The organism is Sphingobium boeckii (assembly GCF_014199215.1).
Classification (GTDB): domain Bacteria; phylum Pseudomonadota; class Alphaproteobacteria; order Sphingomonadales; family Sphingomonadaceae; genus Sphingobium_A; species Sphingobium_A boeckii.
The window spans coordinates 323,800-349,172 of record NZ_JACIJC010000003.1 but is presented as its reverse complement, the minus strand read 5'-3'; the positions used below and the strand labels follow the sequence as shown (position 1 = coordinate 349,172).

The window sequence follows — 25,373 nt, the reverse complement described above, 5'->3', positions numbered from 1 at the left end:
GCGATGCGCATCCTGCATATCCTCGATCACAGCCTGCCGCTGCACAGTGGATACACATTCCGCACGCGCGCGATCATGAAGGCGCAGCTTGCCATGGGCTGGGATGTCGCAGGGGTGACCGGGCCGCGCTACAACCATCAGGCGCCGGACCCGGAAGAGGTGGAAGGGCTGCTCTTCTTCCGCACGCCCGCGATCAAGGCCGTGCCCAGCCCGCTGCGCGAATGGCGCGAGGTTTCCGCGCTCACCGATCGGCTCGACCGGCTGGTGCGGGAATGGAAGCCCGATCAGCTCCACGCACATTCCCCGGTGCTCAATGCGCTGGCGGCGCAGCGCGTGGCGAAGCGCCATGGCATTCCCCTGGTCTATGAAATCCGCGCCTTCTGGGAAGATGCGGCGGTGGGCAACGGGACTGGGCGGGAGGGGTCAGCGCTTTACTGGCTCACCCGCCAGCTCGAGACGCGCGCCGCGCATAAGGCCGATGCGGTGGCGGTGATCTGCGAGGGATTGCGGAGCGATCTGATCGCGCGCGGCGTGGATGCGGGCAAGATCTTCGTATCGCCCAATGGCGTGGACCTTGGCCTGTTCGGTGATCCGCCACCGCCCGATCAGGCGCTGATCAGCGCACTTGGACTGGGCGGTGCCGAAGTGATCGGCTTCATCGGCAGCTTCTATGATTATGAGGGGCTGGACGATCTGATCGCGGCGATGCCGATGATCATGGCTTCGCGGCCCGGTGCGCATCTCCTGCTGGTGGGCGGCGGGCCGATGGAGGCTGCGCTCAAGGCGCAGGCGGCGGCATCATCGGCGGTGGATCGCATCCGCTTCATCGGGCGCGTGCCGCATGAGCAGGTGGAGCGTTACTATGGTGTGGTCGACATCCTGGCCTATCCGCGCAAGGCGATGCGGCTGACCGAGCTTGTCACGCCGCTCAAGCCTTTGGAAGCCATGGCGCAGCGGCGGCTGGTGGCGGCGTCCGACGTGGGTGGGCATCGCGAGCTGATCGAGCATGGCGTGACCGGCACGCTCTTTCCCCCCGACGATCCCGCCGCCCTGGCGCAATCTCTGATCGGGATGTTTGCGGATCGTGCGGGCTGGGAGATGCGCCGCACCGTGGCGCGTGCCTTTGTGGAGCGCGATCGTAACTGGTCGTCAAACATTTCGCGTTATCTCCCTGTTTACCAAAGACTGACGGGGCTCAGGCTCCAGGGGACAAGACCATGAATACCGAAATTCTCCCGCGCACGCAGACACCCGCGATCACCGCGCTGATGGCCGGATTGATCGTGGCGGTGGCGATCCTGTCGCTGCCGGTCGTCCTGTTGGAAAATCTCGTCTTGGCCAGCGGACTGCCTGCTGTGCTGGCAGCGGCGGAAGCGCCATTGGGGCTGACCGCACGGGGATTGATCGCGGCGTCCGCCGGCATGATGACGGGCCTCTCCCTATGGATTGTGCTGGGCCTCGTCTGGCCCGCTGCGGATGAGCAAGCGGATGCCTATGACGTGTTCCGCGATGATCTCCCCATTCTTCGCCCGATCTTCGCCGCCACCGATCTCGGTGCGCCGTTTGACAGCATCCGTGCAGCGGACCGCGCCGTGCTGCCGTTCGAGAATGATCCCGTCGCCGAAGGCGATGCGCCGATGATCGCCGAACCGGGCCGGATGCTGTGGGAGCCCGATCCCTGGTTCGATGAGATGCAGGATCCCGAGCCGGCCCTGATCGAGCCGGTGCGCTGGGGTGCGCCGTCGCTGGAAGCCGCGCCGATCGCCACGCTCAGCCTCACCGAGCTTGTCGCTCGTCTGGAAGCCGGCCTGCGCCGCCGCAAGGCAATGGCCGCGGCGGCACCGATCCCGGTTGCCGCGGTCCGCACGGCTCCATTCTCCCCCGTGCGCGATATGGACGATGCGCTGCGGGATGCCCTGGGCACGCTGCAGAGGCTTGCGGCGCGGAGCGCCTAATGCGCCTCCACGGTGAGTGCCTCCACATCGAACCCTAGCCCGTCGCCGCGCTTGAACAGCGCGATGTCCGCTACGATGTGATCGGGCAGGGCGAAATCGCTCTCCCCCAGATCCTGCCCCATTCGCTCCAGTCCCGTAATTGCACCAGCGCCGATCGCGCTGAAATGGAAGCGATGCCGCGCCCCGGTGAAGGTGGCGCTTGCCCAGCGTTCCGAACGGCTTTCCTGCAGCTCTGCCGCCAGCCCCTCGCGCGCCATCCGCGCCTCTATATGACGCAGCAGCCCCGCATGCGGATCGGCCAGCCGGGCAGTCTTGCGTGGGCCACCCTTCACGAGTGCACCCCCGCATCCTGCCCGTCCATATAGGCGGTGACGCGTTGGGCGAGCTGGCAGCGCGGCTCGCGGCCATTGCGCATGTCGCTCACCAGGCGGGGGTCTCCGGCGGCGTCCCGCCCGAAACGCGTTTGGGCGATGCGGTGGTGATCGAGATGCCGTTCGATGCGGCGAAGCAAGTTCATGGTGGCGGTCCTTTCCCCGAGTCGATGATCGATAGGATATTTCCTGCTGGGAAAAATCCTACATTGCAAAGGAAATTTCCTATGCTATATGTGTCGGAATGGACCAATCAGATCCCCGTGCCGCGCTGGATGCGCTGATTCGCGAAAAGGGCGGGGATTATGCCTCGCTCTCGCGGATGATCGGGCGCAATCCGGCCTATATTCAGCAGTTCATCCATCGCGGGACGCCCAGGAAGCTGGACGAGGAAGACCGGCGGCTATTGGCGGGCTTTTTCGGCGTGGCCGAATCAGTGCTTGGCGGGCGTGGCGATGCTGTGCCGCCCCGCGCCGTGCGCGCGGAAAAGGCGCGGCGGCATCCGGCGGCGGATCTGGTGCTGATCCCGCGGCTCGCGATCGGTGCATCGGCAGGCGCGGGCGCGCTATCCGGGGATGAACGCGTGCACTCCCGGCTGGGTTTTCATCCGCACTATCTGCGCGATCTCGCGGCGGGCGATCCCGCCAATTTCTCGATCATCAGCGTGGAAGGCGATTCCATGGCCCCCACGCTGTCCGATGGGGACGAGATCATGATCGACAGCGGCGATGCGGCGGCGCGGTTGCGCGACGGCATCTATGTCCTACGGCTGGAGGATGCGTTGATGGTGAAGCGGATCGCGCTCAATCCGGCGGGACGCACGCTCACGGTGCAGAGCGACAATCCCGCCTATCCATCCTGGCCCGATTGCCGGCCAGGCGACGTCGGCATCATCGGCCGCGTCGTCTGGGTCGGCCGCAGACTCGGCTAGGCCGATTTGGTTCCCTGAAAATGTGCATTAAAATGCCTAACGTCCCGAATTGAAACGTCAGCCGTTAACCCAAAAGAAATTGTTTCTTAAGGATTTTTTCAGGGTTAGGGGACTGTCGAACCGCGACGATGCGGTTGTCTCGATCACCCAAGGGGACCTGTAAAATGAAGCGTTATCTACTGGCCGGCGCGGCCTTGCTTTCCATGACATCGGCTGCAAATGCAGCAAATCTGATCAGCGCCGAAGTGCGCGGTCTCAATGCCTCGCAGCAGGCCTCCGGAACCGTATGGAACACCACGGTCGACGGTTTTTACACGCTGTTCCTCGGTCAGCCGGCTTTCAATGGCCTGAACCCGCAGGATCAGGCGATTAACAATCCCAGCGAATTGGGTGCGAACGACTTCGTCGTTCTCGGCGATGGCTGGCCCGTTGGCACCAATACCAATTCCGATCCTTTCTATCAGCTCACGCTGAAGTTCGAAGGCGGCGCTTCGATCGCAGGCGTTTATGACGCTACCGCCAAGACGCTGGTTTCCGGCACCTCGGCGCTGATCGACAATGCGCAATACACGCTGACCGGCTTCGGCTGGGAGCGCACCGCCAACGTGAATAACGTGAGCGCAAATTCGGCCGTCCCGGGCGGTTCCACCTCGGACTATGCCGGCCAGTTCTCGTTTGACGTCGCTGCCGTTCCTGAGCCTGCGACCTGGGCGATGATGATCACTGGCTTCGGCTTTGTCGGTGGCTCGATGCGTCGTCGCGCTGTCAAGACCACGGTCAGCTACGCGGTCTGATCGTTGATCTGAATGATAGGGAGCCCCATCGGAGCAATCCGGTGGGGCTTTTTCATGCGACTCAGCGCCGCGTGCGATCCAATAGCCATACGGCCAGCGCAACCACGGTGCCCGCGGCGAATCCGCCGACCAGCCCCAGCGACGGCTGACCCTGCATACTGCCGATGATCACGCCGGCGACGGACAGGATGGCGATGGCGATGCCGCCGGCCATGGGCGATTTGGGTCCGGGATTCTGGCTCATGCCGCGCCTGTGCCACGTCCCGCGTCCGCGCGCCAGAGTCCCGATCCGGGGCGGGCGCTGTGCCGGGATGAAACGATCGTCCCGAAACGGCATTTGGTAAATGGCATGTCTACCACATTATCCCGCGCGCAAGCCTCGGTGGGCCACATGGCATGGCGCTTGAATGCAAGCGGCCTCACATGCGCGCTTTTTTCCGGGGACATTGATGATCAGCCTGCCTTTCGTTGCCGACCGCGCCACCTGGGAAGATGCCTCCCGCCTGATCACGCGTTTTGGTGCGGATGCGGGATCGCAGGCGGCCGCACGGGCGCATCACAGCCGCGATCTCGGCAATCTGCGGCACTTCTGCCGCTGGCGTCAGATCGAGCGGCTGATCGCGCATCTGGCCGGTGATGGTGCTGCGGCATCCGTCCATTGAACGGATGAGCGGAGCGATCCCGGCGATGCGCCGCGCACATCCCTGATTTAAGTCAGCATTCCTTGCTGGCGGGCGGCTGCACTTCGGGTTAGGACGCCGTGATGGTTCTGGCTTATCTGCGGTCGCGTTGTGGGGCGTCTTCGCTATGCGCTTTGATGGCCCTGAGCGCTGCGCCAGGATTGTCGGCGCAGGATGCGCCGCCACCTGCCCTGACCCTTCCGGCCGAAGACGGCAATATGCCGTCGCTCGATCCCGATGCGCCGCTGGCGGAGATGCCCGATCTGGGCGTGGAGTGGCCCGATCTGACCGACATGTCCGATCTGCCCGATGGACAGGCGGCCGGCCCGGTGGCGCAAACCGAAATTGCCGATCAGCGGCGGTATGAGGTGCGGCTCGATGGACTGGGCGATCTGAAGCTGGAGGGGCTGCGCACCCAGTTCGATGCGCTGTCCACGCTGGAGAATGCCAAGGGCAAGACCGCCAATATCGCGCAGATAGACCGGCGCGCGCGCGAGGATCAGGATCTGCTCAGCACCCTGATGCGCGCTTACGGCTATTATGCGGCGCGGGTGGATACGCGCGTGGAGACCGAAGCCGGCGGCAAGATCCTGGTGATCCTCGATACCGAGCCAGGCCCGGTCTATACCTTCACCGATGTTCAGCTTCCCGGCATCGAAAAGACCGGAGACAAGGCGGCGGCGCTGGAAGAGAGTTTCGGTGTGGACGCCGCAGATCCCGTGGATGCGGGCAAGGTGCTGGCGGGCGAAGCCGCAGTGCGCGCCAAGATCGGGCGCGAAGGCTTTCCCTTCGCCAAGATCGGCGCGCCCGAAGTATTGGTGGATCATGACGAGCGCACCGCGACTTTGGTGATGACCGTCGATCCCGGTGCGGCGCGCAATTTCGGGCAGATCAACGTCGCCAATACCAAGGTGTTCGGCGCCAAGCATTTGCAGACGATCGCCCGGTTCAAGCCGGGTGAACCCTATGATTCGGAAATGGTGGACGATCTGCGCCGCGCCCTCATTCAGACGGGATTGATCTCCTCCGCCAAGATCGAGCCCGTGCCGGGCGTTGTGCCGGATACGGTGGATCTCAATATCGCGCTCGAACCCGCTCCGCCGCGCACGATTGCGGGCGAGCTGGGTTATGGCACGGGCGAGGGGATCCGGCTGGAGGCGAGCTGGCAGCACCGCAATTTCATCAAGCCCGAGGGCGCGGTGACGTTCCGCGGCGTGGCGGGCACGCAGGAACAATTGTTGAGCACCACGCTGCGCCGGAATAATTTCGGCGATCGCGATCGGGTGCTCAATGGCCAGGTGGCGGTCAGCAACATCAATCGCAACGCTTATGCCGCGCGCACCTTCACGCTCTCCGGCAATCTGGAGCGGCAGACCAACATCATCTTCCAAAAGAAATGGATATGGTCTCTGGGGGGCGAGTTGATCGCATCGGATGAGCGCGGCATCATCGGCAATGCCGTGGTGCCCGTGCGGCGCACATTCTTCATCGGCGCTCTGCCCTCCAGCCTGAATTATGATGGATCGGATGATTTGCTGAACCCCACCAAGGGGTTTCGCGTCGGCGCGCGCATATCGCCCGAAGCCTCGTTCCAATCGGGCACCTTCGGCTATCTGAAGGCGCAGATCGACGCGAGCGGCTATTTCCCCGTCAGCGACACGATCGTGATCGCCGGCCGTGGCCGGATGGGCACCATCTATGGCGCCGATCGGGACCGGATCGCGCCGTCGCGGCGTTTCTATGCGGGCGGCGGCGGATCGGTGCGCGGTTACAGTTATCAGAGCATCGGCCCCCGCGACGTGAACAATGATCCGATCGGCGGCCGAAGCCTGGCCGAATTTTCGCTGGAGGCGCGTGTGCGTTTTGGCGCGTTCGGCGTGGTGCCGTTCGTAGATGCGGGCAATATCAGCAGCGGCGGCCTGCCCTCGCTCAAGAATATGCGCATCGGCGCTGGCATCGGCGCGCGTTATTATACCAATTTCGGCCCGATCCGCATCGACGTCGGCACGCCGATCAATCCGCAAAAAGGCGATCCGCGCATCGCGGTCTATGTGTCGCTGGGCCAGGCGTTTTGATGGGCAAGGTGCTCAAATGGGCCGGCGGCATGGCGCTTGGCCTCGCCCTGATGCTGCTCGCCGCGATCTGGGCGCTGGATACGGGGCCGGGCCATCGCTTCGTGATCGACCGGATCGAGCGGATGGCCCCGAAATCGGGTTTGAAGATCAAGATCGGGCGGATCGAAGGCTCGATCTACGGCAAGGCGGCGATCAGGGATCTGCGCATCTATGATGCCCAAGGTTTGTTGCTCGATAGCCCGGACGTAAAGCTGGATTGGGCGCCCTTCGCATTTCTGCTGTCGGACCGGCTTGATATCTCCAGCCTCACCGCGCCCCTGGCCACGCTGCACCGTGGACCGAGCTTCAATCCCAGCGAGAAGACGGGGCCGATCCTGCCCGATTTCGATATCCGCATCGGCGCGTTGCGGATCGATCGGTTGCGCTTCGAGCCGGCGGTTGCGGGTCAAAGGCGGATCGGGCGGATCGACGGCAAGGCCGATATCCGGGCTGGCCGCGCGATGATCGTGCTCAATGCCGGCGTGGAGGGCGGGGCAGACCGGCTGGCGCTCACGCTGGATGCGGAGCCGGATCGCGATCGGTTCGATATCGACGCCGATCTGGATGCGCCCGCAAATGGCGTGTTTGGCAAGCTGCTGGGCACCGTGCAGCCGGTAAAGCTCTCCGTAAAAGGTGATGGCCTGTGGTCCGCCTGGAAGGGCGTGGCGCTGCTCGACATGGGCAATCAGCGGATCGCGGACCTGAAACTTGGCGCCACCAAGGGCGTCTATGATCTGAACGGCTTCCTTGCCCCCTCGCTTGTAACCAAGGGCAAGCTGCAGACGCTGAGCGCTCCGCGCATATTGGTGGATGGGAGCGCGACCTTTGCCAATCGCCGGCTCGATGCCAAAGTTTCGCTGCGCTCGTCCGCGCTCTCGGCCAATGCTGCGGGCACGCTCGATCTCGGTCGCAGCAGCTTTGATAACATGCGCATCACCGCAAATCTCCTGCAGCCGAAATCGCTATTTCCCAACATGTCGGGTGATCGCGTGCAATTGCGCCTGTTGCTCGATGGGTCGTTCGATAGCGCCAATTTCGAATATCTGCTGACCGCACCGCGCGTGGCCTTCGATCAGACCGGATTCGAGGATGTCCGCGCCAGCGGCAAGGGGCGGCTCTCGAAGCAGCCGGTCGCCGTGCCCTTGAGCCTGACCGCGCGGCGCGTGACGGGCGTGGGCGATGTGGCGGGCGGCATCCTGGCCAATCTGAAGGTGGATGGCCTTTTGAAGGTCACGTCCAAGACCTTGGTGGGCGATGCGCTTCAGGTGCGGTCGGACAAGTTGACCAGCAAGGTGTCCGTCTTCGTCGATCTGGTCACCGGGCGGTATGAGGTCACGATTTCGGGCCAGCTTGGCCGCTATCTCATTCCTGGCCTCGGCATCGTCGACGTGAAAACGGAATTGAGCGTGGTGCCCGGCGCCAATGGCAAGGGCGCGCGCGTGGCGGGCCGCGGGCAAGTGTGGGTGCGCCGGTTCGACAATGCGTTTCTCGCCTCGCTGGCGGGCGGTCTGCCTTATATCGATACGGCGCTGGAGCGCGGGCCGGATGGCGTGCTCTATCTGCGCAATCTGAAGCTCACCGCGCCGGCGCTGCGGCTGACGGGCAATGGCCTGCGGCGCAACGACGGCACGTTCCATTTCGAAGGTAGCGGGACGCAGCGGCAATATGGGCCGTTCCGCATCACGCTGGATGGCGATATCTCGCGGCCCAAGCTCGATCTGATCTTCGCGCGGCCGATGGATGCGCTGGGCCTGTCCAACGTCCGTGTGATGCTCAATCCCAATGCGCAGGGCTTTGTCTATCGCGCGGCGGGCGGATCCATGCTGGGGCCGTTCACCAGCCTTGGCGCGATCCTGTTGCCCGCGAACCAGCCCGCCGTGATCCAGATCGCCGAATTGCGCGTATCCGGCACCACGGCCAAGGGCAGCCTGCGCAGCGTGACCGGCGGGTTTGATGGCCGCCTGGCGATTGCGGGCGGCGGGCTGGATGGCACGCTGGCGTTTGCGCCGGTGCGCGGGATGCAGCAGATCATTGCGGATCTCACAGCGAGTGGAGCGCAATTTGCGGGGCCGCCGCCGCTGTCCATCCGCCGCGGGCGGGTGCAGGCAACGATGCTGCTCGATCCCGCGGGGACGACGATCGACGCCAAGATCAATGCGCGCGGGATCAGGCGGGGCAATATCGTGCTTGCCAGCCTGGTCGCCGATGCCAAGATCGTCGGCGGCAATGGCGTTGTGAACGCCAAGCTCTCGGGCCAGCGCGGACGCGCCTTCGATATCACCACCGTGGCGACGTTCACGGATGACCGGATCGAACTGACCGGCGAGGGCACGATCGATCGCAAGCCCGCCAAGCTGGTGACGCCCGCCGTGCTGACTAAGGATGGCGGCGGTTGGCGACTGGCGGAAACCGTACTCAATTTCGCTGGCGGCACGGCGAAGGTGTCCGGGCGCTTCGGCGATGGCCCCAATGAGATCGATGCCACGTTGGCGCAGATGCCGCTTTCGATCACGGATATGTTCTATCCCGATCTGGGGCTGGGCGGGGTGGCATCGGGCACGCTGCGTTATCGACAGACCGGCCCGGGTCTGCCGAGCGGACGGGCGGATTTGAAGATTCGCGGCCTCAGTCGATCTGGCCTTGTGCTGTCGTCCAAGCCGATCGACGTGGGGATCACCGCGGTGCTGGAGGGCAATAGGGCCGCGGCGCGCGCGGTGGCGGCTAGCGGCGGCAAGATCATCGGGCGGGCGCAGGCGCGGCTCGCGCCGCTGGGCGCGGGCGATCTGATGACGCGGCTGCAGAATGCGCCGCTGTTCGCGCAACTACGCTATGATGGCCCGGCGGATACGCTGTGGCGGCTGACGGGGGTCGAGATTTTCGATCTGTCCGGTCAGGTGGCGATCGGCGCGGACATGACCGGGCGACTGGCCGATCCTGTGATCCGCGGCTCGGTGCGCACGCAGAATGCGCGCCTGGAAAGCGCGGTCACCGGCACGATCCTCACCAATATGCAGGCCAGCGGCCGGTTCAATGGGTCCCGCCTGGTGCTCGATCAGTTCAAGGCCGATGCGGGCAGCGGTGGCAGCGTGACCGGACGCGGCAGCTTCTATCTGGCGTCTGCCACGGGTTTCGGCATCGATCTGGCGATCGACGCGAAGAATGCCGTCCTGCTCAACCGGGACGATCTGGACGCCACTGTCACTGGCCCGCTCACGATCAAAACTGATGCGCGCGGCGGCGTGATCGCGGGCGATGTGCGGCTGGATCGCAGCGCATTCGAACTGGGCCGCGCCAGCGCGGCGCAATCCATCCCGCGCCTGAACGTGCGCGAGATCAACCGGCGGGGCGAGGAAATCATCCGGCCTGTCGCCGCTCAACCCTGGCGGCTCGCGATCAAGGCCAATGCGCCCAATCGCCTGATGGTGTCTGGCCTGGGGCTTGAAAGCGAATGGCGCGCCGCTCTCGATATCGGCGGCACCGTGGAATCGCCTTCGATCGTGGGCCGCGCCGATCTCGTGCGGGGCGGCTATGAATTTGCCGGGCGTCGCTTCGATCTGGAACGCGGCAGTATCCGCTTCAATGGCAATGTGCCGATCGATCCGACGCTGGATATCGTGGCGCAGGCCGATACGCAGGGCGTGAACGCCACGATCAGGGTGAGCGGCACCGGGCAACGCCCCGAAATCTCCTTCTCCAGCGTGCCCGCCATGCCGGAGGATGAATTGCTCTCCCGCTTGCTGTTCGGCACGTCGATCACCAATCTGTCAGCGCCCGAAGCGCTCCAGCTCGCCGCCGCGGTGGCGTCGCTGCAGGGTGGCGGGGGCGGGCTCAATCCGATCAATGCGGTGCGCCAGGCCGCGGGGCTCGATCGCCTGCGCATCCTGCCGGCGGACGTGACGACGGGGCAGGGGACGTCAGTGGCTGCGGGCAAATATCTCACGCGGCGGATCTATGTCGAGGTGATCACGGACGGGGCGGGCTATTCCGCCACGCGCGCCGAATTCCAGATCACGCGCTGGCTGTCGCTTTTGTCCAGCATCTCCACCCTGGGTCGCGAGAGCGTCAATTTGCGCGTGTCGAAGGATTATTGATGCCACCTGTTATTTCCGCGCAGGCGGGAATCCGGCTTCTTCTCCTTCTTTCGGGAGACCCGGCACGAAGCTGGATCCCCGCGTTCGCGGGAATGACAGGGTGAGAGGTGCGTTTAGATACTGGCTCGCGATGTTGCTTCTGGCAGGTTGCACCGCCTCCAACGCCACGGGAGAAACCATGACCCAAGCGCCTCTCCTGAACTGGTCCGATCTGCTGGCGCGACCCGTGCCGGAGGCCGATCGCAAGATCGCCTATGGCGCGGGTGATCTTCAGTTCGTCGATCTCTGGTTGCCGGAAACGCGGGGGCCGCATCCGGTGGTGCTCATGATCCATGGCGGCTGCTGGCAGAGCGATGTGGCGGATCGCACGATCATGAACTGGATCGCCGCCGATCTGCGCGGGCGGGGAATCGCAGTGTGGAATGTGGAATATCGCGGTGTGGACCGGCCGGGCGGCGGCTATCCCGGCACGTTTCTGGACGTGGCCGCGGCCGCCGATCTGCTGGCAAAGGACGGTCCGGCGATCGGCTTGAAGACGGACCGGATCGTCGCGGTCGGTCATTCGGCAGGGGGGCATCTGGCGCTCTGGTTGGCCAATCGGGCTGCCCTGCCGAAAAATTCGGTCTTGCGGGGCGCTGCGCCCGCGCCGATCGCGGCGGCGCTTAGCCAGGGCGGCCTTCCCGATCTGCAATTCTCGTCGAACACGGTGGGTCATGGCTGCGGGACCGAGGGCGCCAAGGCCATGGCGGGCGCGCCCAGCGCCGCGCGGCCTGATGTCTATGCCGATACATCTCCGATCGCGATGAAGCCCGGTGTCGCGCGGCAGATTTCAGTCAATGCGACACAGGATCGGATTGCCCCGCCAGGCTATGCCCAGGCCTATGGCGATGCGCTGGCGGCGAAGGGCGTGACGGTTGATGTCGTCACCATCAAGGATGAGGGCCATGTCGAGCTGATCGCCCCGGAAAGCGCCGCCTGGGCGGAGACGGTAAGGCTGATCCAGCAGGCATTGCAGCAATGATCGCTTACATTGGGCCGGTTGCGTAAACCGTCCGCCGCCCCCAGATCAGGGGGAGAGTTCGTCTCCATGGAGTAATATCATGCGCACCCCCGAAGCCGTTTCCGCCATGCTGTGTCCGGTCTGCAAGGTGGGCCTTGCCATGACGGACCGGCAAGGCGTCGAGATCGATTATTGCCCGCAATGCCGTGGGGTCTGGCTGGATCGTGGCGAGTTGGACAAGATCATCGAACGCAGCGGTGCCGCCGACCCCGCGCCGGTTCAGGCCGCGCCGCCGCCCTTGCAGCAAACCCCATGGGGCGGCGCGCGCGATCACTATTCGGATGATCGTTTTCATGGCGGGCATAAGGATCAGCGTTATCCCAAGAAGCGCAAATCCTGGCTGGAAGAGATGTTCGATTAAAGCGTGATGACTTTGGTCGATTCACCTCCGTCATTGCGAGCGTAGCGAAGCAATCCAGAGCGGTTTATGCGCTCCTTGGATTGCCGCGTCGCTGCGCTTCTCGCAATGACGGATCCATGTTCTGTCATCGCGCGCTCAATAAAGGCGATCGGTCGGGCTCAGCCCGAATGTTTTTGCGAGCAATTCCAAAAGAAAACCCCGGAAGATCGCTCTTCCGGGGTTTCTTTTTGGTTTCCGCTGCGGCCTTGGCCGGTCGCGGAGTTCGCGGTCGATCAGCCGCTGTAATACATATCGAATTCGACCGGCGATGGGGACATTTCCCAACGCGCCACTTCAGGCCATTTCAATTCCATATAGGCGTCGATCTGGTCCTTGGTGAACACGCCGCCCTTCAGCAGGAATTCCTGATCGGCTTCAAGCGCATCGAGCGCTTCGCGCAGCGAACCGCAGACGGTGGGCACCTGGGCCAGTTCGGCGGGCGGCAGATCATAGAGGTTCTTGTCCATCGGCTCGCCCGGATGGATCTTGTTCTGGATCCCGTCGATGCCCGCCATCAGCAAAGCTGCGGTGGCGAGATAGGAGTTGGCAAGGGGATCGGGGAAGCGGAATTCGACGCGCTTCGCCTTGGTGCCCGCGCCATAAGGGATGCGGCACGATGCCGAACGGTTGCGCGCCGAATAAGCCAGCAACACAGGCGCTTCATAGCCCGGCACCAGACGCTTGTAGCTGTTGGTGGTCGGGTTGGTGAAGGCGTTCAATGCCTTGGCGTGCTTGATCACGCCGCCGATGAAATACAGGCAGGTTTCGGAGAGACCGGCATAGCCGTCGCCCGCGAAGGTGTTCTTGCCCTTGTTCCAGATCGAGATATGCGTGTGCATCCCCGAACCATTATCGGCCTTGATCGGCTTGGGCATGAAGGTTGCGGTCTTGCCATAGGCATGGGCCACCTGCTTCACGACATATTTGTAGATCTGGATGCGATCGCAGGTCTCGACCAGCTTGCCGAAGGTCAGGCCCAGCTCATGCTGGCTGCCCGCCACTTCGTGATGATGCTTGTCCATGGGCAGGCCCATTTCGAGCATCGTCGTCACCATTTCGGCGCGGATATCGGTGGTGGTGTCGACCGGGCCAACGGGAAAATAGCCGCCCTTGGCGCGCGGGCGATGGCCCATGTTGCCGCCCTCATAGGTCGTGCCGGTGTTGGTCGGCAGTTCCACATCGTCCAGCTTGTAATAGCTCGACGCATAGGTGTTATCGAACTTCACATCGTCGAACATGAAGAATTCGGGTTCGGGGCCGATATAGACCGTGTCACCCAGACCGGTGGACTGGAGGAACATTTCGGCGCGCTTGGCGGTCGAGCGCGGATCGCGGGCATAAAGCGAGCCATCCACGGGCTCGACGATGTCGCAGATCACGATCAGCATCGGCGTCGCGCTGAACGGATCGGTGTAGATCGCGTCGAGATCGGGCTTCAGGATCATGTCGGATTCGTTGATTTCCTTCCAGCCCTCGATCGAGGAGCCGTCGAACATCAAACCGTCGGTCAGTTCATCCTCGCCGATCACGCCGGCACACATGGTCAAATGATGCCAGATGCCCTTGGGATCGGTAAAACGGACATCGACCCATTCGATCTCCTCGTCTTTGATCTTCTTCAGAACTGATGCGACGGTATTGGCCATATCGTTTTCACTTTCCTCGCTGAGAATTTGGGCTGAGAATTTGCGCTGAGAATTTGGGGATCGTTGTCCCTGGGAGCCTTTCGGATGATCAGATCGCGTCGTCGCCCCTCTCGCCCGTCCTTATCCGGAGGGCGGTTTCCACGGGGATGACGAATATCTTGCCATCGCCGATCCGGCCGGTCTGCGCGGCGGCGGCAATGGCCTCCACCACACGATCGGCCAGGCTGTCTTCCACCACGACTTCCAGCTTCACCTTGGGCAGAAAATCGACCACATATTCCGCGCCGCGATACAGCTCGGTATGGCCTTTCTGTCGCCCAAAGCCCTTGGCTTCAGTCACAGTGATCCCGGATACGCCCACTTCGTGCAGCGCTTCCTTCACTTCATCCAGCTTGAATGGCTTGATGATGGCTTCGATCTTCTTCATCGGCGCTCTACCTCCCCGTTTGAACGCTATCGCGCGTCTTTCAATAAACGTGCCAACTCAAGACTCACGAAATGCGGCACTTGCGAAGCGTTGAGAACAGCTTGAATGCCGCGATTCAAGGCACAAAGATAGCGGCTGCTCAAGAAATGGGCAAAATTTCCGCACTTGCACAGCCGCGCATCGCCCCAATGTAGAAGCGATGCGCAAACCGCTCCCCGCTGACTGGCTCGCGCCGCCAGATCTGAAAGCCGCCAGCGTCGCCCAGCGCGAGATCGCCGCGCTGTGCGAAATGGAAGACCGGTTTGGTCCCGTGCGGATCGTGGCAGGGGCGGACACTTCGATGAAATGGCGCGACAGCCGCGGCCCGATCCACGCCGCTATCGCGTCGATGATGTGGCCGCCGCGCGATCGGCTGCCAGCGTCCAGCATCACCGCCGTGCCGGACATCCCCTATGTCCCCGGCTATCTCGGTTTCAGGGAAAGTCCGGCGCTGGTCGCGGCGTGGGAAGCATTGCCCGAAAAGCCCGATCTCATCCTGGTGGATGGCCATGGACGTCCGCACCCGCGCCGCTGCGGCATCGCGACGCATCTGGGCGTCGTGCTGGACGTGCCCACGATCGGTTGCGCGAAATCCCTCTTGTGCGGGAAGGTCGAAGGCGATTTGGGCGAGGCCGCGGGGAGCATTGCGCCACTGGTGGATCGCGGCGAAATCGTGGGCGTCGCGCTGCGCACCCGGGCCAAGTGTCTGCCGATCTATGTCAGCACCGGCCATCGTATCTCGCTGGAGAGCGCGGTCGCCTGGGTGCTCAAACTGTGCGACGGGCGACGACTGCCGGTGCCGATCCGCATGGCGCACGATGCGGCGAATGCAGCACGGCGGGCTGCGGAACATCATGGCGAGGCTTAGCGGCCGGATATAGCGGCCAAGATGGCCTTATCCATCGGCCTAGCCATTTGCGCATGAAAGCCCGGTGCGGCGTTTCGTGCGCGTGCAACCAAGGCATCGTCGGCGTGGATGCGCTTCAGGCTTTCGGCGAAGGGCGCTGGCTTGATCGCCATCAGCGGCACCTGTCCGCCCAGCCGCAGCGCCACAACATGATCGGCATGAGCCTGTTTTTCCAGATCATAGGGCGTGATGATATGGGGAATGCCGGCCAGCAGCGCTGCGCTCGTGAAGCCGTGGCCGCCATGGGATACCAAAAGCCGGGCACACCGCGCGATTTCTTCGAAGGGCAGGGGATCGGGCGCGAAGGCGAAGCCGAGGCGCGCGAACCGTTCCTGCAGCGCCGCGCTGGCACCCGGCACATGCACGCGCACGGGCAGGCCCGATTGCGCCAGTCCATCCCACAAGGCCGCGTCCGCCATGATCCGTTCAAAGCCATAGACGAACACCTCTTCGCCTTGCCCGTCGGATATGGGCGGTGCCGGGCCGGCCAGCGTGGGGGAGACCGGCGGCTCGCGGCGCATCGCGCCATAGGGATCGAGTTCGCGAAACGTCCCCGGAAGCGGCGTATCGGCGGCAAACAGCGCGGGCAGGCCAAGCATCGCCGGGCGGCTGCAGCGCGCGAGCGCGGCATTGGCCTGCGCCAGGATCGCGGCTTCGTCATGCGCCGCCGGCTGGCGGTTCAGGCTGGGAAAGGCCGCCAGATCGCCCGGTACGCATTCGAAGCCGGTGCCCACGGCGATGCTGGGAATGCGCCCCCAGGCGGCGCGCAGCATGGCTGGCGCGAAATCGCTGATCACCGACTGCGGGCTGATCGCGATAAACAGCGAATCCCAGGCGCGGATCAACCCTTCGAATGCCTCCTCCCGATCAAGCCCCAGCCGCACCAGGATATCGCCCATCGTCGCCACGGGCGGGCCATCCAGCCGCGTGACATTCACGATCATCCGCGGCCAGAGCGGCGCCTGCCACAGCCGCACGCCTTCGGGAAACAGCGCCGCTGCGCCATCCATATTCTGAAGCGCGGCATCCACCTGATGCCCCTGCGCGATCAATATGCGCGCGATTGCGGCCAGCCGCACCAGATGCCCGCGATGCGCGCCCAATTCCCAGCCGAGCAGGATGCGCGCCATGCGACCGCGCTAAATCCCGCCCGCCACGGTTTCCTTGCCCGCACCCGCCAGCGCGTCCGCCAGCGCGGCCACGCAGATATCGAGCGCCTGCCGATCGGTGGATCGGATGACGAAATTCGCGCCCACCCGGCCTTCGCGGAAAAAGGGATAGCTGCCGATCTGGCAGGCGGCATGAGCTTTTTCGGTGGCGCTCAGGATATCCGCCACTTCGCTTTCGGGCACCCAGCAGCCGAGCGTGTCGGACAGCAACGGCTTGCCGCCCTCCAGCGTGCCGGAGAGCGCATCGAGCATCATCGCGGTGATATGCGGCACGCCCGCCATGATGAAGATGCGGCCATGGCGGATGCCCGGTGCACCGGACATGCGGTTTTCGATCAGGTCGGCGCCTTCGGGCACACGCGCCATGCGCAGCCGCATCTCGGTCAACCCGCCGCGCGTGGCGTAATAGCCCTCCAGCACGGAACGCGCCTTGGGATGGATGACCACGGGCACACCCAGTGCCGCGGCGATCGCGTCCACCGTGATATCGTCATGAGTCGGCCCGATGCCGCCGGTGGTGAAGAGATAGTCGTTGCGCGCGCGTAGCGTGTTCACCGCCTCGACGATTGCATCCTGCACATCGGGCACCACGCGCACTTCGGCCAGCCTGATGCCCTGCAAATTCAGCCATAAGGCGATCTGGGACACATTCTTGTCCTGCGTGCGTCCCGAGAGGATTTCATCCCCGATGATGACCAGCGCCGCAGTCCAGATCCGTTCCTCGCTCATGGCGATAGCGCATAGCTTGGCTGCGCCCTCTCGCAAAGCGGCGATTTCGGCGCTATATGGTTTGGATGACCGATTATGTGACTGCTGACGATCTGGGCGTGAACGCCCGTACAGGTGCCATCAAGCTGCACGGCCCCGAGGGCTTTGCCGGGATGCAGAAGGCGGGCCAATGCGCCGCCGAAATTCTCGACGCATTGATTCCACATGTGGTGCCCGGCGTGACCACGGGCGAGCTTGACGATATGGTGCGCGAACAGACGCTGCGCAGCGGCGGCGTGCCCGCCACGCTGGGTTATCGCGGCTATACGCATAGCTGCTGCATCTCGATCAACCATGTCGTGTGTCACGGTATTCCGGGGGACCGCACGCTCAAGGACGGCGATATCGTCAATATAGACGTCACCCCGCTGATCGATGGCTGGCATGGCGATACCAGCCGGATGTATCTGGTCGGCGATGTGCCGATCAAGGCGCGCAAGCTGGTGGACGTCACCTATGAATGCCTGATGCTGGGGATCGAGCAGGCCAGGCCCGGTAACACCATGGGCGATGTGGCTCATGCGATTCAAACCCATGCGGAGAACCACCGCTATGGCGTGGTCCGCGATTTCTGCGGGCATGGCGTGGGGCGGATGTTCCATGATGCGCCCGAAGTCGTCCATGCGGGCCGCCCCGGCACCGGCCCGGAATTGCGCCCCGGCATGTTCTTCACGATCGAGCCGATGATCAATATCGGCAAGCCCCCGGTGAAGATGCTCGATGATGGCTGGACCGCGGTGACACGGGATCGCACGCTTTCGGCCCAGTTCGAGCATTCGATCGGTATCACCGAAACGGGCTGCCAGATCTTTACCAAGAGCCCCAAGGGGCTGGACCGCCCGCCTTATTGAATTGACCCGATTGCGGCAGGCTTCGGCGCCGTCTAGGCAACGCCCCAATGCAATTCGCGTCCTCCCGCTATTCGTCGCAGCCGCAGATCGGGTTCACGAGACGCCGTGCCATTGCGCTTGGTCTGGCGCTGGCGGTGCACGCGCTGCTTCTGTTCCTGCTGTTGCGGCAGGTTTACCAGGCCGACATGTCGCAACCCATGGGGGCCAGAATGTCGACCTTCAACGTCGCGCCCGGCCCGGAAGCCACCGCGACGGAGCAGGCGAAGAAGCAGGAGCGCAAAAGCAAGCCGGCCTCCCCCCGTCAGCCCAAGGCCGCCGCGGTGGCCCCGCCTGAAATCGACCGACCCAAAGTGGACGCCGCCCCGGCTCCGCTCGCGATGATCCTGCTGAGCCGCAGGGATTTCGCGGCCTCCGATATCGGCAAGATGCCGTCGCGCCCCGGCAAGCAGGCCGATGGCGAGAGCGGAGACAGCGCCGATGCAGGCGCTTCGCGGCCCATCGGTGGTGGTCCGGCGGGGCAGAGCCTTGCGGATGCCGATTGGCAGAAGCGGCCAACCAATGCGGAATTGTCCACCTATATGCCGAAGGGCGCGCGCGTTGATGGCTGGGGCTTGATCGCCTGCCAGACGATCGAGCGCTACGGCGTTGATAATTGCCATGAACTTGGCGAATCGCCACGCGGATCAGGGCTTGCGCGCGCGGTGCGGCTGGCGGCGTGGCAATTCAAGGTGCGACCGCCGCGGATCAATGGGCGCGCCCAGATGGGGGCATGGGTCCGCATCCGGATCGATTATACGCAGAGCCTAATCAAGGAGCGCTAAAGGCTGGCCCGACCCGGCTGCGGGACAAGCTGACGCACCGTGAGGCTGCACAGCGCCAGCGCGCGATCACGGGGCAGGCGGCCGGGGGACAGGCAGTAATCCAGCCAGAGGCCGTCCATCACGGCGGACAGGATCGCGGCCACATCGGCATCGGGGATGCGCCCCGCGCTGGGCAATCTGGCAACCGAGGTCAGCAGCAATTCGCGCAGGCGGCGGTTGAAATCCTCGCTGGTCTTCGCAAAGTCATCGCTGCTGCGCACGAGCGTCCAAAAGGCCATCCAGGCACCGAGGATTTCGGGGCTGGACCATTCTTCGGAAAACAGCACGGCGAAAAAACTGTCCAGTGCTTCCCACGGATCGGGATGAGGCGTTTCCAGTTCCAGCTCGAAACGCGCGATGAAATCGTCGCAAAGCTGCTGATAGGTCTCGAGCAGCAGATTTTCGGGATTGTTGAAATAATGGCGGAGCAGACCGTGGGAGACGCCCGCCTGACGACAGATTTCGCGGCCCGTGGTGCCGCGCGGCCCAAGCCGGGCCAGGCAGGCGATCGTCACTTTCAGCAGATCCTGCCGCCGCACTTCGGGGGCCTGGCGGGCGGCGCGCTTGCGGGGCTCTTTGCGTTCGGTCATGGCTCGTCCTGCGGGGCGGTCTGATCGAAAGGATCGTCCGGGCAGGCGGATATCGCAATGGCGAGGTCGATGGACAAGGGCGTTCAGCCCAGAGCGGGCGCGGCCTGCGCGGCCCGGCGTTTCGAAAGCGCGTAAATCGCCCAGCCGATGCCGATCAGCATCATGGTCAAGCCCACGATCTTGATGACGGCCAGCGGCTTATTGAGTTCGTCCGCCGCGGGCATCACCGCCAGCCCGATCGCGCACAGGGTGGTCGTCAGCCCGATGCAGCCGAGCACTATGGCCACCCTGCGACCGCCCGGCACGCGGATCACGTCCGCCGCGGCGGGTTCGCCCTGCAATTTGATGAGCGACAGGAAGACGAACACGAAGGGGATGAAGGATGTGATGATCCCCATGCTCACCAGCACGTCATAGGCACCCTTCACACTGGTGCCGGCCTGGCCGAGGAAGACGAACACGGCGCCCAGCGCGGTCTGCACGATGATCGCCACATGCGGCGTGCCGAAGCGGGGATGGAGCTTGCCGAAGGCGGGGGGCAGCATCCGGTCTATTCCGACGGCAAAGGGGATGCGCGATGTGGCGGCCAGGAACCCGCCGGCCGCGCCCAGATTGCCGAGCGTGATTAGCAATGCGACCACGGGGACGATCCACAACCAATCCAGCTTGGTCGCGGTGGTCGTGATCGCCTGCATCAGCCCGGCGAGGCTATCCACCTGATCCTGCGGCATCGCGACCAGCACCGCGATCGTGCCGAGAATATAGCATGATGCGACCACGATCCCGGCGAAGACCAAGGCGCGCGGGATCGTCCGCCGGGCGTCCCTGATCTCGCCGCTCATGAAGGATGCGGTTTCGCAGCCCGAAAAGGCGAAGGCGAGCGAGGCCCAGAAGATCATGTCCTTGAATTCGAAGCTGGGGACCATCGTGGCGAACGAGAATTCGGTGGCCGATCCATAGCGGCTCCACGAGACGATCCCCATCACGATCACGACGGCGACCGGCACCCACATGCCATAGGCACCGATATTATGCAGCCAGCGCGCGTGCTTCAGCCCGACGATGTTGAGCAAGGCGATCAATGCCAGCGAGAGCAGGGCGAACCACATGAAATAAGCCGGCGACTGGCTGAGCCCCATGGCGGTGTCTCCACCGACATAAAGCGCGTTGCTGGCCGCGAAATAGAAGACCGCGGGGAAATAGGGCAGGTTGCTCGTCCAGTAGCACCAGCCCGCGATGAAGCCGGGAAAGTCGCCAAAGGCCCGCCGCGTCCACGCATAAAGCCCGCCTTCGTCCGGATGGCGCGATGACAGTTCCAATACCGCCATCGCAAAGGGCACATAGAAGAGCAGGAACGCGCCGATCCAGATGATCACCGATCCCGGCCCGGCGGCGGCGGCGGTCGCGATCCAGCGCAGGCTCACCCCGGTGACGATATAGAGCATCGCGACATCGGCGAACCCCATCACACGCGCTGGATGTTGGGGTTCGGCGGTGTCGCTCATGATCAGGCTTTCCCCTTTTTGCGATCGCGCAACACCTGGGAGGCGGCGTTATGCCCCGGCGCTCCGGTGACCCCGCCGCCAGGATGCGCGCCTGCGCCGCATAAATACAGGCCTTTCACCGGGGTGCGATATTGCGACCATCCCGGCGTCGGCCGCATCGAAAAAAGCTGGCCCAGATTGAGATCGCCGTGGAAGATATTGCCCTCGGTCAGCCCATAGGTCCGCTCCAGATCGAGCGGGGTGAGGACCACGCGGCCCTCGATCAGATCAGGCAGATCGGGCATGTGCCGCGCGATCTGGCGGACGATCGAATCCGCAAAGTCCTCGCGCTTCTCGTCCCATGTGCCTTCGCGCAGATCAAACGGTACATATTGGATGAAGCAGGTCATCATATGCTTGCCCGGCGGGCAGAGCGTATCGTCGACCAGGCTGGGAATGACGCAATCGATCCACAGTTCGTCGGGGATTTCCCCCATGCGCGCGATATCGGCGCAGCGCTGCGCGCCTTCGAGCGTCGGCGCGATCGAAAGCAAGGAGCGTTCGCGCGCATCCGCATCCGCTGCGCGGCCGATGACGGTCGGTTCGCCCTTCAGGGCCAGATTGAGCTTGGCCGAGGGGCCGGCCATCTTGATCGCCGCGATATCCTGACGGAAATCCTCGGGCAGCGCGGCCGGATCGATCAGGCCTAGGAATGTGCGCTTGGGATCGGCGTTGGAAAGGATCGTGCCTGCATCGATCCGGATTCCGTCTACCAGAACCACGCCGGTCGCGCGGCCGCCTTCGATCGTGATCGACGCTACGGGCGCGTTCGTGCGGATTTCAACACCATGTTCGCGGGCCGTGGCGGCGATGGCCTGGGTGATCGATCCCATGCCGCCGATCACATGGCCGGCAAAACCCTGAACCGCATCATCCCCGCCCGAGAGCAGGTGAAACAGCAGACCGACGGCGGAGCCGGGCTCATACGGTCCGCCATGCTTGCCATATACATTGTTCGCCAGGAACATGCGCTTGACCTCGGCACTCTCGAAATGACGATCAAGATATTCGCCCAGACTGCCGGTGAGGAAGGTGATGAGCTGCGCAATCTCGCGCCCCTTCATCTTGCGGAAGCGCTTGAACAGGCGCGCGCCTTCCCGGATCCTGTCCAAGCCGCGCGCGGCCAGATTGGGTGGCGGTTCGAGGAAAAAGGGCTGGAGATAGGCGGCCAGCGCCTTCAACTCGCGATCGATGCGGAGGAAAGCCACCGCGTCTTTTTCTGAATATTGGCGGATTTCCTCCGCCGTGCGTGCGCCATCGGCCCACCAGCGGATGATCCGGCCTCCGCCGACCGAGACGGTGAGGAGCGGATCGCTGGAGACCATCCGCAAACCCTGCCGCGCCAGATCGAGATCGCGGATCACCGTGGGCATCAGCATGGATGCGAAATAGGAGGTGAAGGACACGCGGTGGCCGGGGATCACCTCTTCGGTGACGCACGCACCGCCGATGATATCGCGCCGTTCGACCACTAGAACCTTGAGGCCCGCCTTGCCCAGATAAGCGGCCGCGGTGAGGCCATTATGCCCCGCGCCGATCACGATCGCATCATAAGTCTGTGCGCCATCGGAATTCCCGGTCAAATCGCCTGCCCTTCCCTCGCGGCATCTGTGCGCCGATGATGTTTGCGCTTCACGAGTGACACGAATCAAGTTATGAGGCAACTGTCTAATAAAGAGGTGGCCAATGACCGAGATCGCCGGAGCCATGCAAAGATCGCTGCCCAGCAGTGCGTATCTGACTGCGGAGGCCTGGCAATCGGACAAGGACACGATCCTCACCCGCGAATGGCTTTGCGTTGGGCGCGCCGAGGATGTGGTGGAACCCGGCGATCATCTGGTGCTGGATGTGGCGGGTGAGAATATCCTGCTCGTGCGGACCAAAGCGGGGGAGTTGCGCGCGCATTACAATGTTTGCCGCCACCGCGGCGCGCGCATTTGCGATTCCACCAATGATGCGAAATGGGGTTTGGAGCTTCACGGGGGGGTGATCGGCGGGGTGATCCGATGCCCCTATCATGGTTGGGCTTACGGCCTGGACGGCACGCTGCTGGCCGCGCCGAATCTCGCGACTGAAGCGGATTTCGACAAGAAGGATTTCAGCCTGTATCCCGTGGGCGTGCGCGAATGGGGCGGGTTCGTCTTTCTCAGCCTCACGCTCGAAAACGCACCGGGTTTCGCGGGCGTGCTGGGGGAGGCACCGCGCAGGCTGGGCAACTATCCGCTTGCGGATCTGCGCGTGGCGCATGTGATCCACTATGAGGTCCAGGCCAATTGGAAGCTGATCCTCGAAAATTACAATGAATGCTATCATTGCGGCCCGGTGCATCCCGAATTGTGCGAGATCGTGCCGGAGTTTCGCAAGGATGGGGGCATCCATCTCGATTGGGAGCAAGGCATCCCCCATCGCGAGGGCGCCACCACCTATACGATGACCGGCACCACCAGCCGGAACGCGTTTCCTGGCCTCTCCGAAGAGGAGAAGGTCCGCCACAAGGGCGAATTGATTTATCCCAATCTGATGCTCAGCGTATCGAGCGATCACGCAGCCGCCTTCCTGCTTTGGCCCGAAGCGGTCGATCGCACGCGGGTGGAATGCCGCTTCCTGTTTCACAAGGATGAGATGGCGAAGCCCGGCTTCGATCATGCGGACGCCGTGGATTTCTGGGATCTGGTCAATCGGCAGGATTGGGCGGTGTGTGAGCGGGTCCAGCGCGGGATGGCCGCGCGGGTGCATGATTATGGCTATTATTCGCCGATGGAGGATTATAGCCTCGATATCCGCCGTTACGTCGCCGATCGCCAGATATGAGCGGCAATGCAGTAATAATCCCGTTTGTGTCGAGCGCAGTCGAGACACCTCTGTCACCTGCACCACGTCCCTCGACTGCGCTCGGGACGAACGGATGATGGTCATATGAGCCGCAATTATTCGGCGCTCGCCCTGCTGCGCGGCGCGCTGGGCGGAAACCGCAATTGGGACCAGGCCTGGCGCTCGCCCGAACCCAGGGCGCATTATGATGCCGTAATCGTGGGCGGCGGCGGGCATGGGCTGGCGACTGCCTATCATCTGGCAAAGACGCACGGGATGACCAATGTTGCCGTATTGGAAAAAGGCTGGATCGGCGGCGGCAATACGGGGCGCAACACGACGATCGTCCGCTCGGATTATTATTATCCGCAGAGTGCGGCCTTCTTCAATCACTCGGTATCGCTTTACGAGAAATTGAGCCGCGAGCTGAATTTCAACATCATGTTCAGCCAGCGCGGGATGCTGACTGTGGCGCACAGCCGCGGCGAGGTGGATTTCCAGCGCCGGCTGGTCAATGGCATGGCGCTGAATGGCATCGATATGGAGATGGTGACGCCGGATCAGGCGCGCAAACTCTGCCCGATCATGAATTTCGGACCCGAGGCGCGCTATCCGATCCTGGGCGGGATGCTGCAGCGGCGCGCGGGCACGGTGCGGCATGATGCGGTGGTATGGGGCTATGCGCGCGCGGCGGACCGGGTGGGTGTGGATATCATCCAGAATTGCGGTGTGACCGGGATCGATCGCGATCCGGCATCCGGCGCGGTGACCGGCGTGCAGACGACGCGGGGCGCGATCGGCTGCGGCAAACTCGGTGTCGCGGTGGCGGGGCATTCGACGATGCTGGCGGATATGGCGGGGTTCCGCCTGCCGCTCAGAAGCTATGCGCTGCAGGCTTTCGTGTCCGAACCCTTGAAGCCCGTGCTCGATGTGGTGGCGTCTTCGGCGCTGCTCGGCGTCTATGTCAGCCAGTCGGACAAGGGCGGGCTGGTGATCGGCGGCAATGCCGATGCCTATGCCTCTTACGCCCAGCGTGGCAATATCCCGACCGCCGAGGCGGTCTCCGCCGCTTTGGTCGAATTCATTCCGTCGTTCAGCCGGGTGAAGATGCTGCGGCAATGGGCGGGCATCGTCGATTATGCGCATGACAGTTCGCCGGTGTTGGGGCTCAGCCCCGTGCCCGGCCTTTATCTCAATTGCGGCTGGGGCGGCGGCGGGTTCAAGGCGATCCCGGCGGGCGGAGAAACCTTTGCCCACACCATCGCCACCGGCACGCCGCATCCGCTGATCACCGCATTTTCTCTCGATCGTTTCCGCGATCTCGCGCTGGTGGATGAAGCCGCCGCCGCGGGGATCGAGCATTGA

General features: G+C 63.7%; 24 protein-coding genes. 14 read left to right on the top strand and 10 right to left on the bottom strand.

Going from position 1 to position 25,373, the window contains the following annotated elements; genetic code table 11:
• Positions 1-3: 3 nt before the first annotated feature.
• Positions 4-1,221, top strand: a complete 1,218-nt coding sequence (locus FHS49_RS10090; RefSeq protein WP_184018000.1) for a TIGR04063 family PEP-CTERM/XrtA system glycosyltransferase — start codon at positions 4-6, stop codon at positions 1,219-1,221.
• Positions 1,218-1,955 carry a hypothetical protein gene (locus tag FHS49_RS10085; RefSeq protein WP_184017998.1) on the top strand — a complete coding sequence of 246 codons (738 nt, stop codon included), beginning with the start codon at positions 1,218-1,220 and terminating at the stop codon, positions 1,953-1,955. Before FHS49_RS10090 ends, FHS49_RS10085 begins: the two co-directional genes overlap by 4 nt.
• Here the strand turns inward: FHS49_RS10085 and FHS49_RS10080 are convergent.
• Positions 1,952-2,287 (bottom strand): hypothetical protein, encoded by a 336-nt coding sequence (locus FHS49_RS10080; protein ID WP_184017996.1) that lies wholly within the window; start codon positions 2,285-2,287, stop codon positions 1,952-1,954. The genes FHS49_RS10085 and FHS49_RS10080 overlap by 4 nt on opposite strands.
• Positions 2,284-2,472 (bottom strand): hypothetical protein, encoded by a 189-nt coding sequence (locus FHS49_RS10075; protein WP_184017994.1) that lies wholly within the window; start codon positions 2,470-2,472, stop codon positions 2,284-2,286. Before FHS49_RS10075 ends, FHS49_RS10080 begins: the two co-directional genes overlap by 4 nt.
• Before the next feature lie 98 nt (positions 2,473-2,570).
• Between FHS49_RS10075 and FHS49_RS10070 the strand changes: the two genes are divergently transcribed.
• Both FHS49_RS10070 and FHS49_RS10065 read left to right on the top strand, forming a co-directional pair.
• Positions 2,571-3,257, top strand: coding sequence for a S24 family peptidase (locus FHS49_RS10070; protein WP_184017992.1), 687 nt, complete (start codon positions 2,571-2,573; stop codon positions 3,255-3,257).
• Between the two features lie 164 nt (positions 3,258-3,421).
• The gene (locus FHS49_RS10065) at positions 3,422-4,051 is read left to right on the top strand and encodes a PEPxxWA-CTERM sorting domain-containing protein (protein WP_246350564.1); all 630 of its coding nucleotides are present in this window, start codon (positions 3,422-3,424) and stop codon (positions 4,049-4,051) included.
• A gap of 61 nt (positions 4,052-4,112) precedes the next feature.
• Here FHS49_RS10065 and FHS49_RS10060 read toward each other — a convergent pair whose 3' ends face one another.
• Positions 4,113-4,295 carry a hypothetical protein gene (locus FHS49_RS10060; protein WP_184018658.1) on the bottom strand — a complete coding sequence of 61 codons (183 nt, stop codon included), beginning with the start codon at positions 4,293-4,295 and terminating at the stop codon, positions 4,113-4,115.
• A gap of 205 nt (positions 4,296-4,500) precedes the next feature.
• On the opposite strand from FHS49_RS10060, the gene FHS49_RS10055 reads away from it, so the two are divergent.
• The 5 genes from FHS49_RS10055 to FHS49_RS10035 all read left to right on the top strand — a co-directional run bounded on the left by FHS49_RS10055 (position 4,501) and on the right by FHS49_RS10035 (position 12,357).
• Positions 4,501-4,713, top strand: coding sequence for a hypothetical protein (locus FHS49_RS10055; RefSeq protein ID WP_184017990.1), 213 nt, complete (start codon positions 4,501-4,503; stop codon positions 4,711-4,713).
• Positions 4,714-4,868: 155 nt separating this feature from the next.
• Positions 4,869-6,806 carry an autotransporter assembly complex protein TamA gene (locus FHS49_RS10050; protein ID WP_246350563.1) on the top strand — a complete coding sequence of 646 codons (1,938 nt, stop codon included), beginning with the start codon at positions 4,869-4,871 and terminating at the stop codon, positions 6,804-6,806.
• Positions 6,806-10,936, top strand: coding sequence for a translocation/assembly module TamB domain-containing protein (locus FHS49_RS10045; protein ID WP_184017986.1), 4,131 nt, complete (start codon positions 6,806-6,808; stop codon positions 10,934-10,936). The genes FHS49_RS10050 and FHS49_RS10045 overlap by 1 nt, the downstream gene beginning before the upstream one ends.
• A 178-nt stretch (positions 10,937-11,114) precedes the next feature.
• The gene (locus FHS49_RS10040; protein ID WP_246350561.1) at positions 11,115-11,957 is read left to right on the top strand and encodes an alpha/beta hydrolase family protein; all 843 of its coding nucleotides are present in this window, start codon (positions 11,115-11,117) and stop codon (positions 11,955-11,957) included.
• A 79-nt stretch (positions 11,958-12,036) separates the two neighbouring features.
• Positions 12,037-12,357: a TFIIB-type zinc ribbon-containing protein gene (locus FHS49_RS10035; RefSeq protein WP_184017982.1), complete on the top strand. Its 321-nt coding sequence runs from the start codon at positions 12,037-12,039 to the stop codon at positions 12,355-12,357.
• A 272-nt stretch (positions 12,358-12,629) separates the two neighbouring features.
• On the opposite strand, the gene glnA is transcribed toward FHS49_RS10035, so the two are convergent.
• The gene (gene glnA, locus FHS49_RS10030; RefSeq protein WP_184017980.1) at positions 12,630-14,042 is read right to left on the bottom strand and encodes a type I glutamate--ammonia ligase; all 1,413 of its coding nucleotides are present in this window, start codon (positions 14,040-14,042) and stop codon (positions 12,630-12,632) included.
• 88 nt (positions 14,043-14,130) lie between these two features.
• The gene (locus FHS49_RS10025; RefSeq protein ID WP_184017978.1) at positions 14,131-14,469 is read right to left on the bottom strand and encodes a P-II family nitrogen regulator; all 339 of its coding nucleotides are present in this window, start codon (positions 14,467-14,469) and stop codon (positions 14,131-14,133) included.
• Positions 14,470-14,668: 199 nt separating this feature from the next.
• On the opposite strand from FHS49_RS10025, the gene FHS49_RS10020 reads away from it, so the two are divergent.
• Positions 14,669-15,376 (top strand): endonuclease V, encoded by a 708-nt coding sequence (locus FHS49_RS10020; protein ID WP_184017976.1) that lies wholly within the window; start codon positions 14,669-14,671, stop codon positions 15,374-15,376.
• Here FHS49_RS10020 and FHS49_RS10015 read toward each other — a convergent pair.
• Together FHS49_RS10015 and FHS49_RS10010 are read right to left on the bottom strand one after the other, a co-directional pair.
• Complete coding sequence (locus tag FHS49_RS10015) at positions 15,373-16,545, bottom strand: glycosyltransferase (RefSeq protein WP_184017974.1); 1,173 nt, start codon at positions 16,543-16,545, stop codon at positions 15,373-15,375. The two genes, FHS49_RS10020 and FHS49_RS10015, sit on opposite strands and share 4 nt — an antisense overlap.
• Positions 16,546-16,554: 9 nt before the next feature.
• The gene (locus tag FHS49_RS10010; protein ID WP_184017972.1) at positions 16,555-17,313 is read right to left on the bottom strand and encodes a competence/damage-inducible protein A; all 759 of its coding nucleotides are present in this window, start codon (positions 17,311-17,313) and stop codon (positions 16,555-16,557) included.
• 65 nt (positions 17,314-17,378) lie between these two features.
• On the opposite strand from FHS49_RS10010, the gene map reads away from it, so the two are divergent.
• Both map and FHS49_RS10000 read left to right on the top strand, forming a co-directional pair.
• Positions 17,379-18,203, top strand: a complete 825-nt coding sequence (gene map / locus FHS49_RS10005; RefSeq protein ID WP_184017970.1) for a type I methionyl aminopeptidase — start codon at positions 17,379-17,381, stop codon at positions 18,201-18,203.
• A 47-nt stretch (positions 18,204-18,250) separates the two neighbouring features.
• Positions 18,251-19,024: a hypothetical protein gene (locus FHS49_RS10000; RefSeq protein ID WP_184017968.1), complete on the top strand. Its 774-nt coding sequence runs from the start codon at positions 18,251-18,253 to the stop codon at positions 19,022-19,024.
• On the opposite strand, the gene FHS49_RS09995 is transcribed toward FHS49_RS10000, so the two are convergent.
• The 3 genes from FHS49_RS09995 to FHS49_RS09985 form a co-directional block, all read right to left on the bottom strand.
• Positions 19,021-19,653, bottom strand: a complete 633-nt coding sequence (locus FHS49_RS09995; RefSeq protein WP_184017966.1) for a TetR family transcriptional regulator C-terminal domain-containing protein — start codon at positions 19,651-19,653, stop codon at positions 19,021-19,023. The genes FHS49_RS10000 and FHS49_RS09995 overlap by 4 nt on opposite strands.
• Positions 19,654-19,736: 83 nt before the next feature.
• Entirely contained in the window at positions 19,737-21,158 is a 1,422-nt protein-coding gene (locus FHS49_RS09990) for an APC family permease (protein WP_184017964.1), read from the bottom strand.
• Positions 21,159-21,160: 2 nt separating this feature from the next.
• On the bottom strand, positions 21,161-22,780 hold the full coding sequence (locus tag FHS49_RS09985) for a phytoene desaturase family protein (RefSeq protein WP_184017962.1): 1,620 nt from the start codon (positions 22,778-22,780) through the stop codon (positions 21,161-21,163).
• A 103-nt stretch (positions 22,781-22,883) separates the two neighbouring features.
• Here FHS49_RS09985 and FHS49_RS09980 point away from each other — a divergent pair, with 103 nt between their 5' ends.
• Together FHS49_RS09980 and FHS49_RS09975 are read left to right on the top strand one after the other, a co-directional pair.
• Positions 22,884-24,008, top strand: a complete 1,125-nt coding sequence (locus tag FHS49_RS09980) for an aromatic ring-hydroxylating oxygenase subunit alpha (protein WP_221240463.1) — start codon at positions 22,884-22,886, stop codon at positions 24,006-24,008.
• A gap of 105 nt (positions 24,009-24,113) precedes the next feature.
• Entirely contained in the window at positions 24,114-25,373 is a 1,260-nt protein-coding gene (locus FHS49_RS09975; RefSeq protein ID WP_184017960.1) for a sarcosine oxidase subunit beta family protein, read from the top strand.

Excerpts from the sequence above, each read along its gene's own strand:
- FHS49_RS10090 (WP_184018000.1), top strand. The coding sequence starts at position 4 with ATGCGCATCCTGCATATCCTCGATCACAGCCTGCCGCTGCACAGTGGA.
- FHS49_RS10085 (WP_184017998.1), top strand. The coding sequence starts at position 1,218 with ATGAATACCGAAATTCTCCCGCGCACGCAGACACCCGCGATCACCGCG.
- FHS49_RS10075 (WP_184017994.1), bottom strand. The coding sequence starts at position 2,472 with ATGAACTTGCTTCGCCGCATCGAACGGCATCTCGATCACCACCGCATC.
- FHS49_RS10070 (WP_184017992.1), top strand. The coding sequence starts at position 2,571 with ATGGACCAATCAGATCCCCGTGCCGCGCTGGATGCGCTGATTCGCGAA.
- FHS49_RS10065 (WP_246350564.1), top strand. The coding sequence starts at position 3,422 with ATGAAGCGTTATCTACTGGCCGGCGCGGCCTTGCTTTCCATGACATCG.
- FHS49_RS10060 (WP_184018658.1), bottom strand. The coding sequence starts at position 4,295 with ATGAGCCAGAATCCCGGACCCAAATCGCCCATGGCCGGCGGCATCGCC.
- FHS49_RS10055 (WP_184017990.1), top strand. The coding sequence starts at position 4,501 with ATGATCAGCCTGCCTTTCGTTGCCGACCGCGCCACCTGGGAAGATGCC.
- FHS49_RS10050 (WP_246350563.1), top strand. The coding sequence starts at position 4,869 with ATGGCCCTGAGCGCTGCGCCAGGATTGTCGGCGCAGGATGCGCCGCCA.
- FHS49_RS10045 (WP_184017986.1), top strand. The coding sequence starts at position 6,806 with ATGGGCAAGGTGCTCAAATGGGCCGGCGGCATGGCGCTTGGCCTCGCC.
- FHS49_RS10040 (WP_246350561.1), top strand. The coding sequence starts at position 11,115 with ATGACCCAAGCGCCTCTCCTGAACTGGTCCGATCTGCTGGCGCGACCC.
- FHS49_RS10035 (WP_184017982.1), top strand. The coding sequence starts at position 12,037 with ATGCGCACCCCCGAAGCCGTTTCCGCCATGCTGTGTCCGGTCTGCAAG.
- glnA (WP_184017980.1), bottom strand. The coding sequence starts at position 14,042 with ATGGCCAATACCGTCGCATCAGTTCTGAAGAAGATCAAAGACGAGGAG.
- FHS49_RS10025 (WP_184017978.1), bottom strand. The coding sequence starts at position 14,469 with ATGAAGAAGATCGAAGCCATCATCAAGCCATTCAAGCTGGATGAAGTG.
- FHS49_RS10020 (WP_184017976.1), top strand. The coding sequence starts at position 14,669 with ATGCGCAAACCGCTCCCCGCTGACTGGCTCGCGCCGCCAGATCTGAAA.
- FHS49_RS10015 (WP_184017974.1), bottom strand. The coding sequence starts at position 16,545 with ATGGCGCGCATCCTGCTCGGCTGGGAATTGGGCGCGCATCGCGGGCAT.
- FHS49_RS10010 (WP_184017972.1), bottom strand. The coding sequence starts at position 17,313 with ATGAGCGAGGAACGGATCTGGACTGCGGCGCTGGTCATCATCGGGGAT.
- map (WP_184017970.1), top strand. The coding sequence starts at position 17,379 with ATGACCGATTATGTGACTGCTGACGATCTGGGCGTGAACGCCCGTACA.
- FHS49_RS10000 (WP_184017968.1), top strand. The coding sequence starts at position 18,251 with ATGCAATTCGCGTCCTCCCGCTATTCGTCGCAGCCGCAGATCGGGTTC.
- FHS49_RS09995 (WP_184017966.1), bottom strand. The coding sequence starts at position 19,653 with ATGACCGAACGCAAAGAGCCCCGCAAGCGCGCCGCCCGCCAGGCCCCC.
- FHS49_RS09990 (WP_184017964.1), bottom strand. The coding sequence starts at position 21,158 with ATGAGCGACACCGCCGAACCCCAACATCCAGCGCGTGTGATGGGGTTC.
- FHS49_RS09980 (WP_221240463.1), top strand. The coding sequence starts at position 22,884 with ATGACCGAGATCGCCGGAGCCATGCAAAGATCGCTGCCCAGCAGTGCG.
- FHS49_RS09975 (WP_184017960.1), top strand. The coding sequence starts at position 24,114 with ATGAGCCGCAATTATTCGGCGCTCGCCCTGCTGCGCGGCGCGCTGGGC.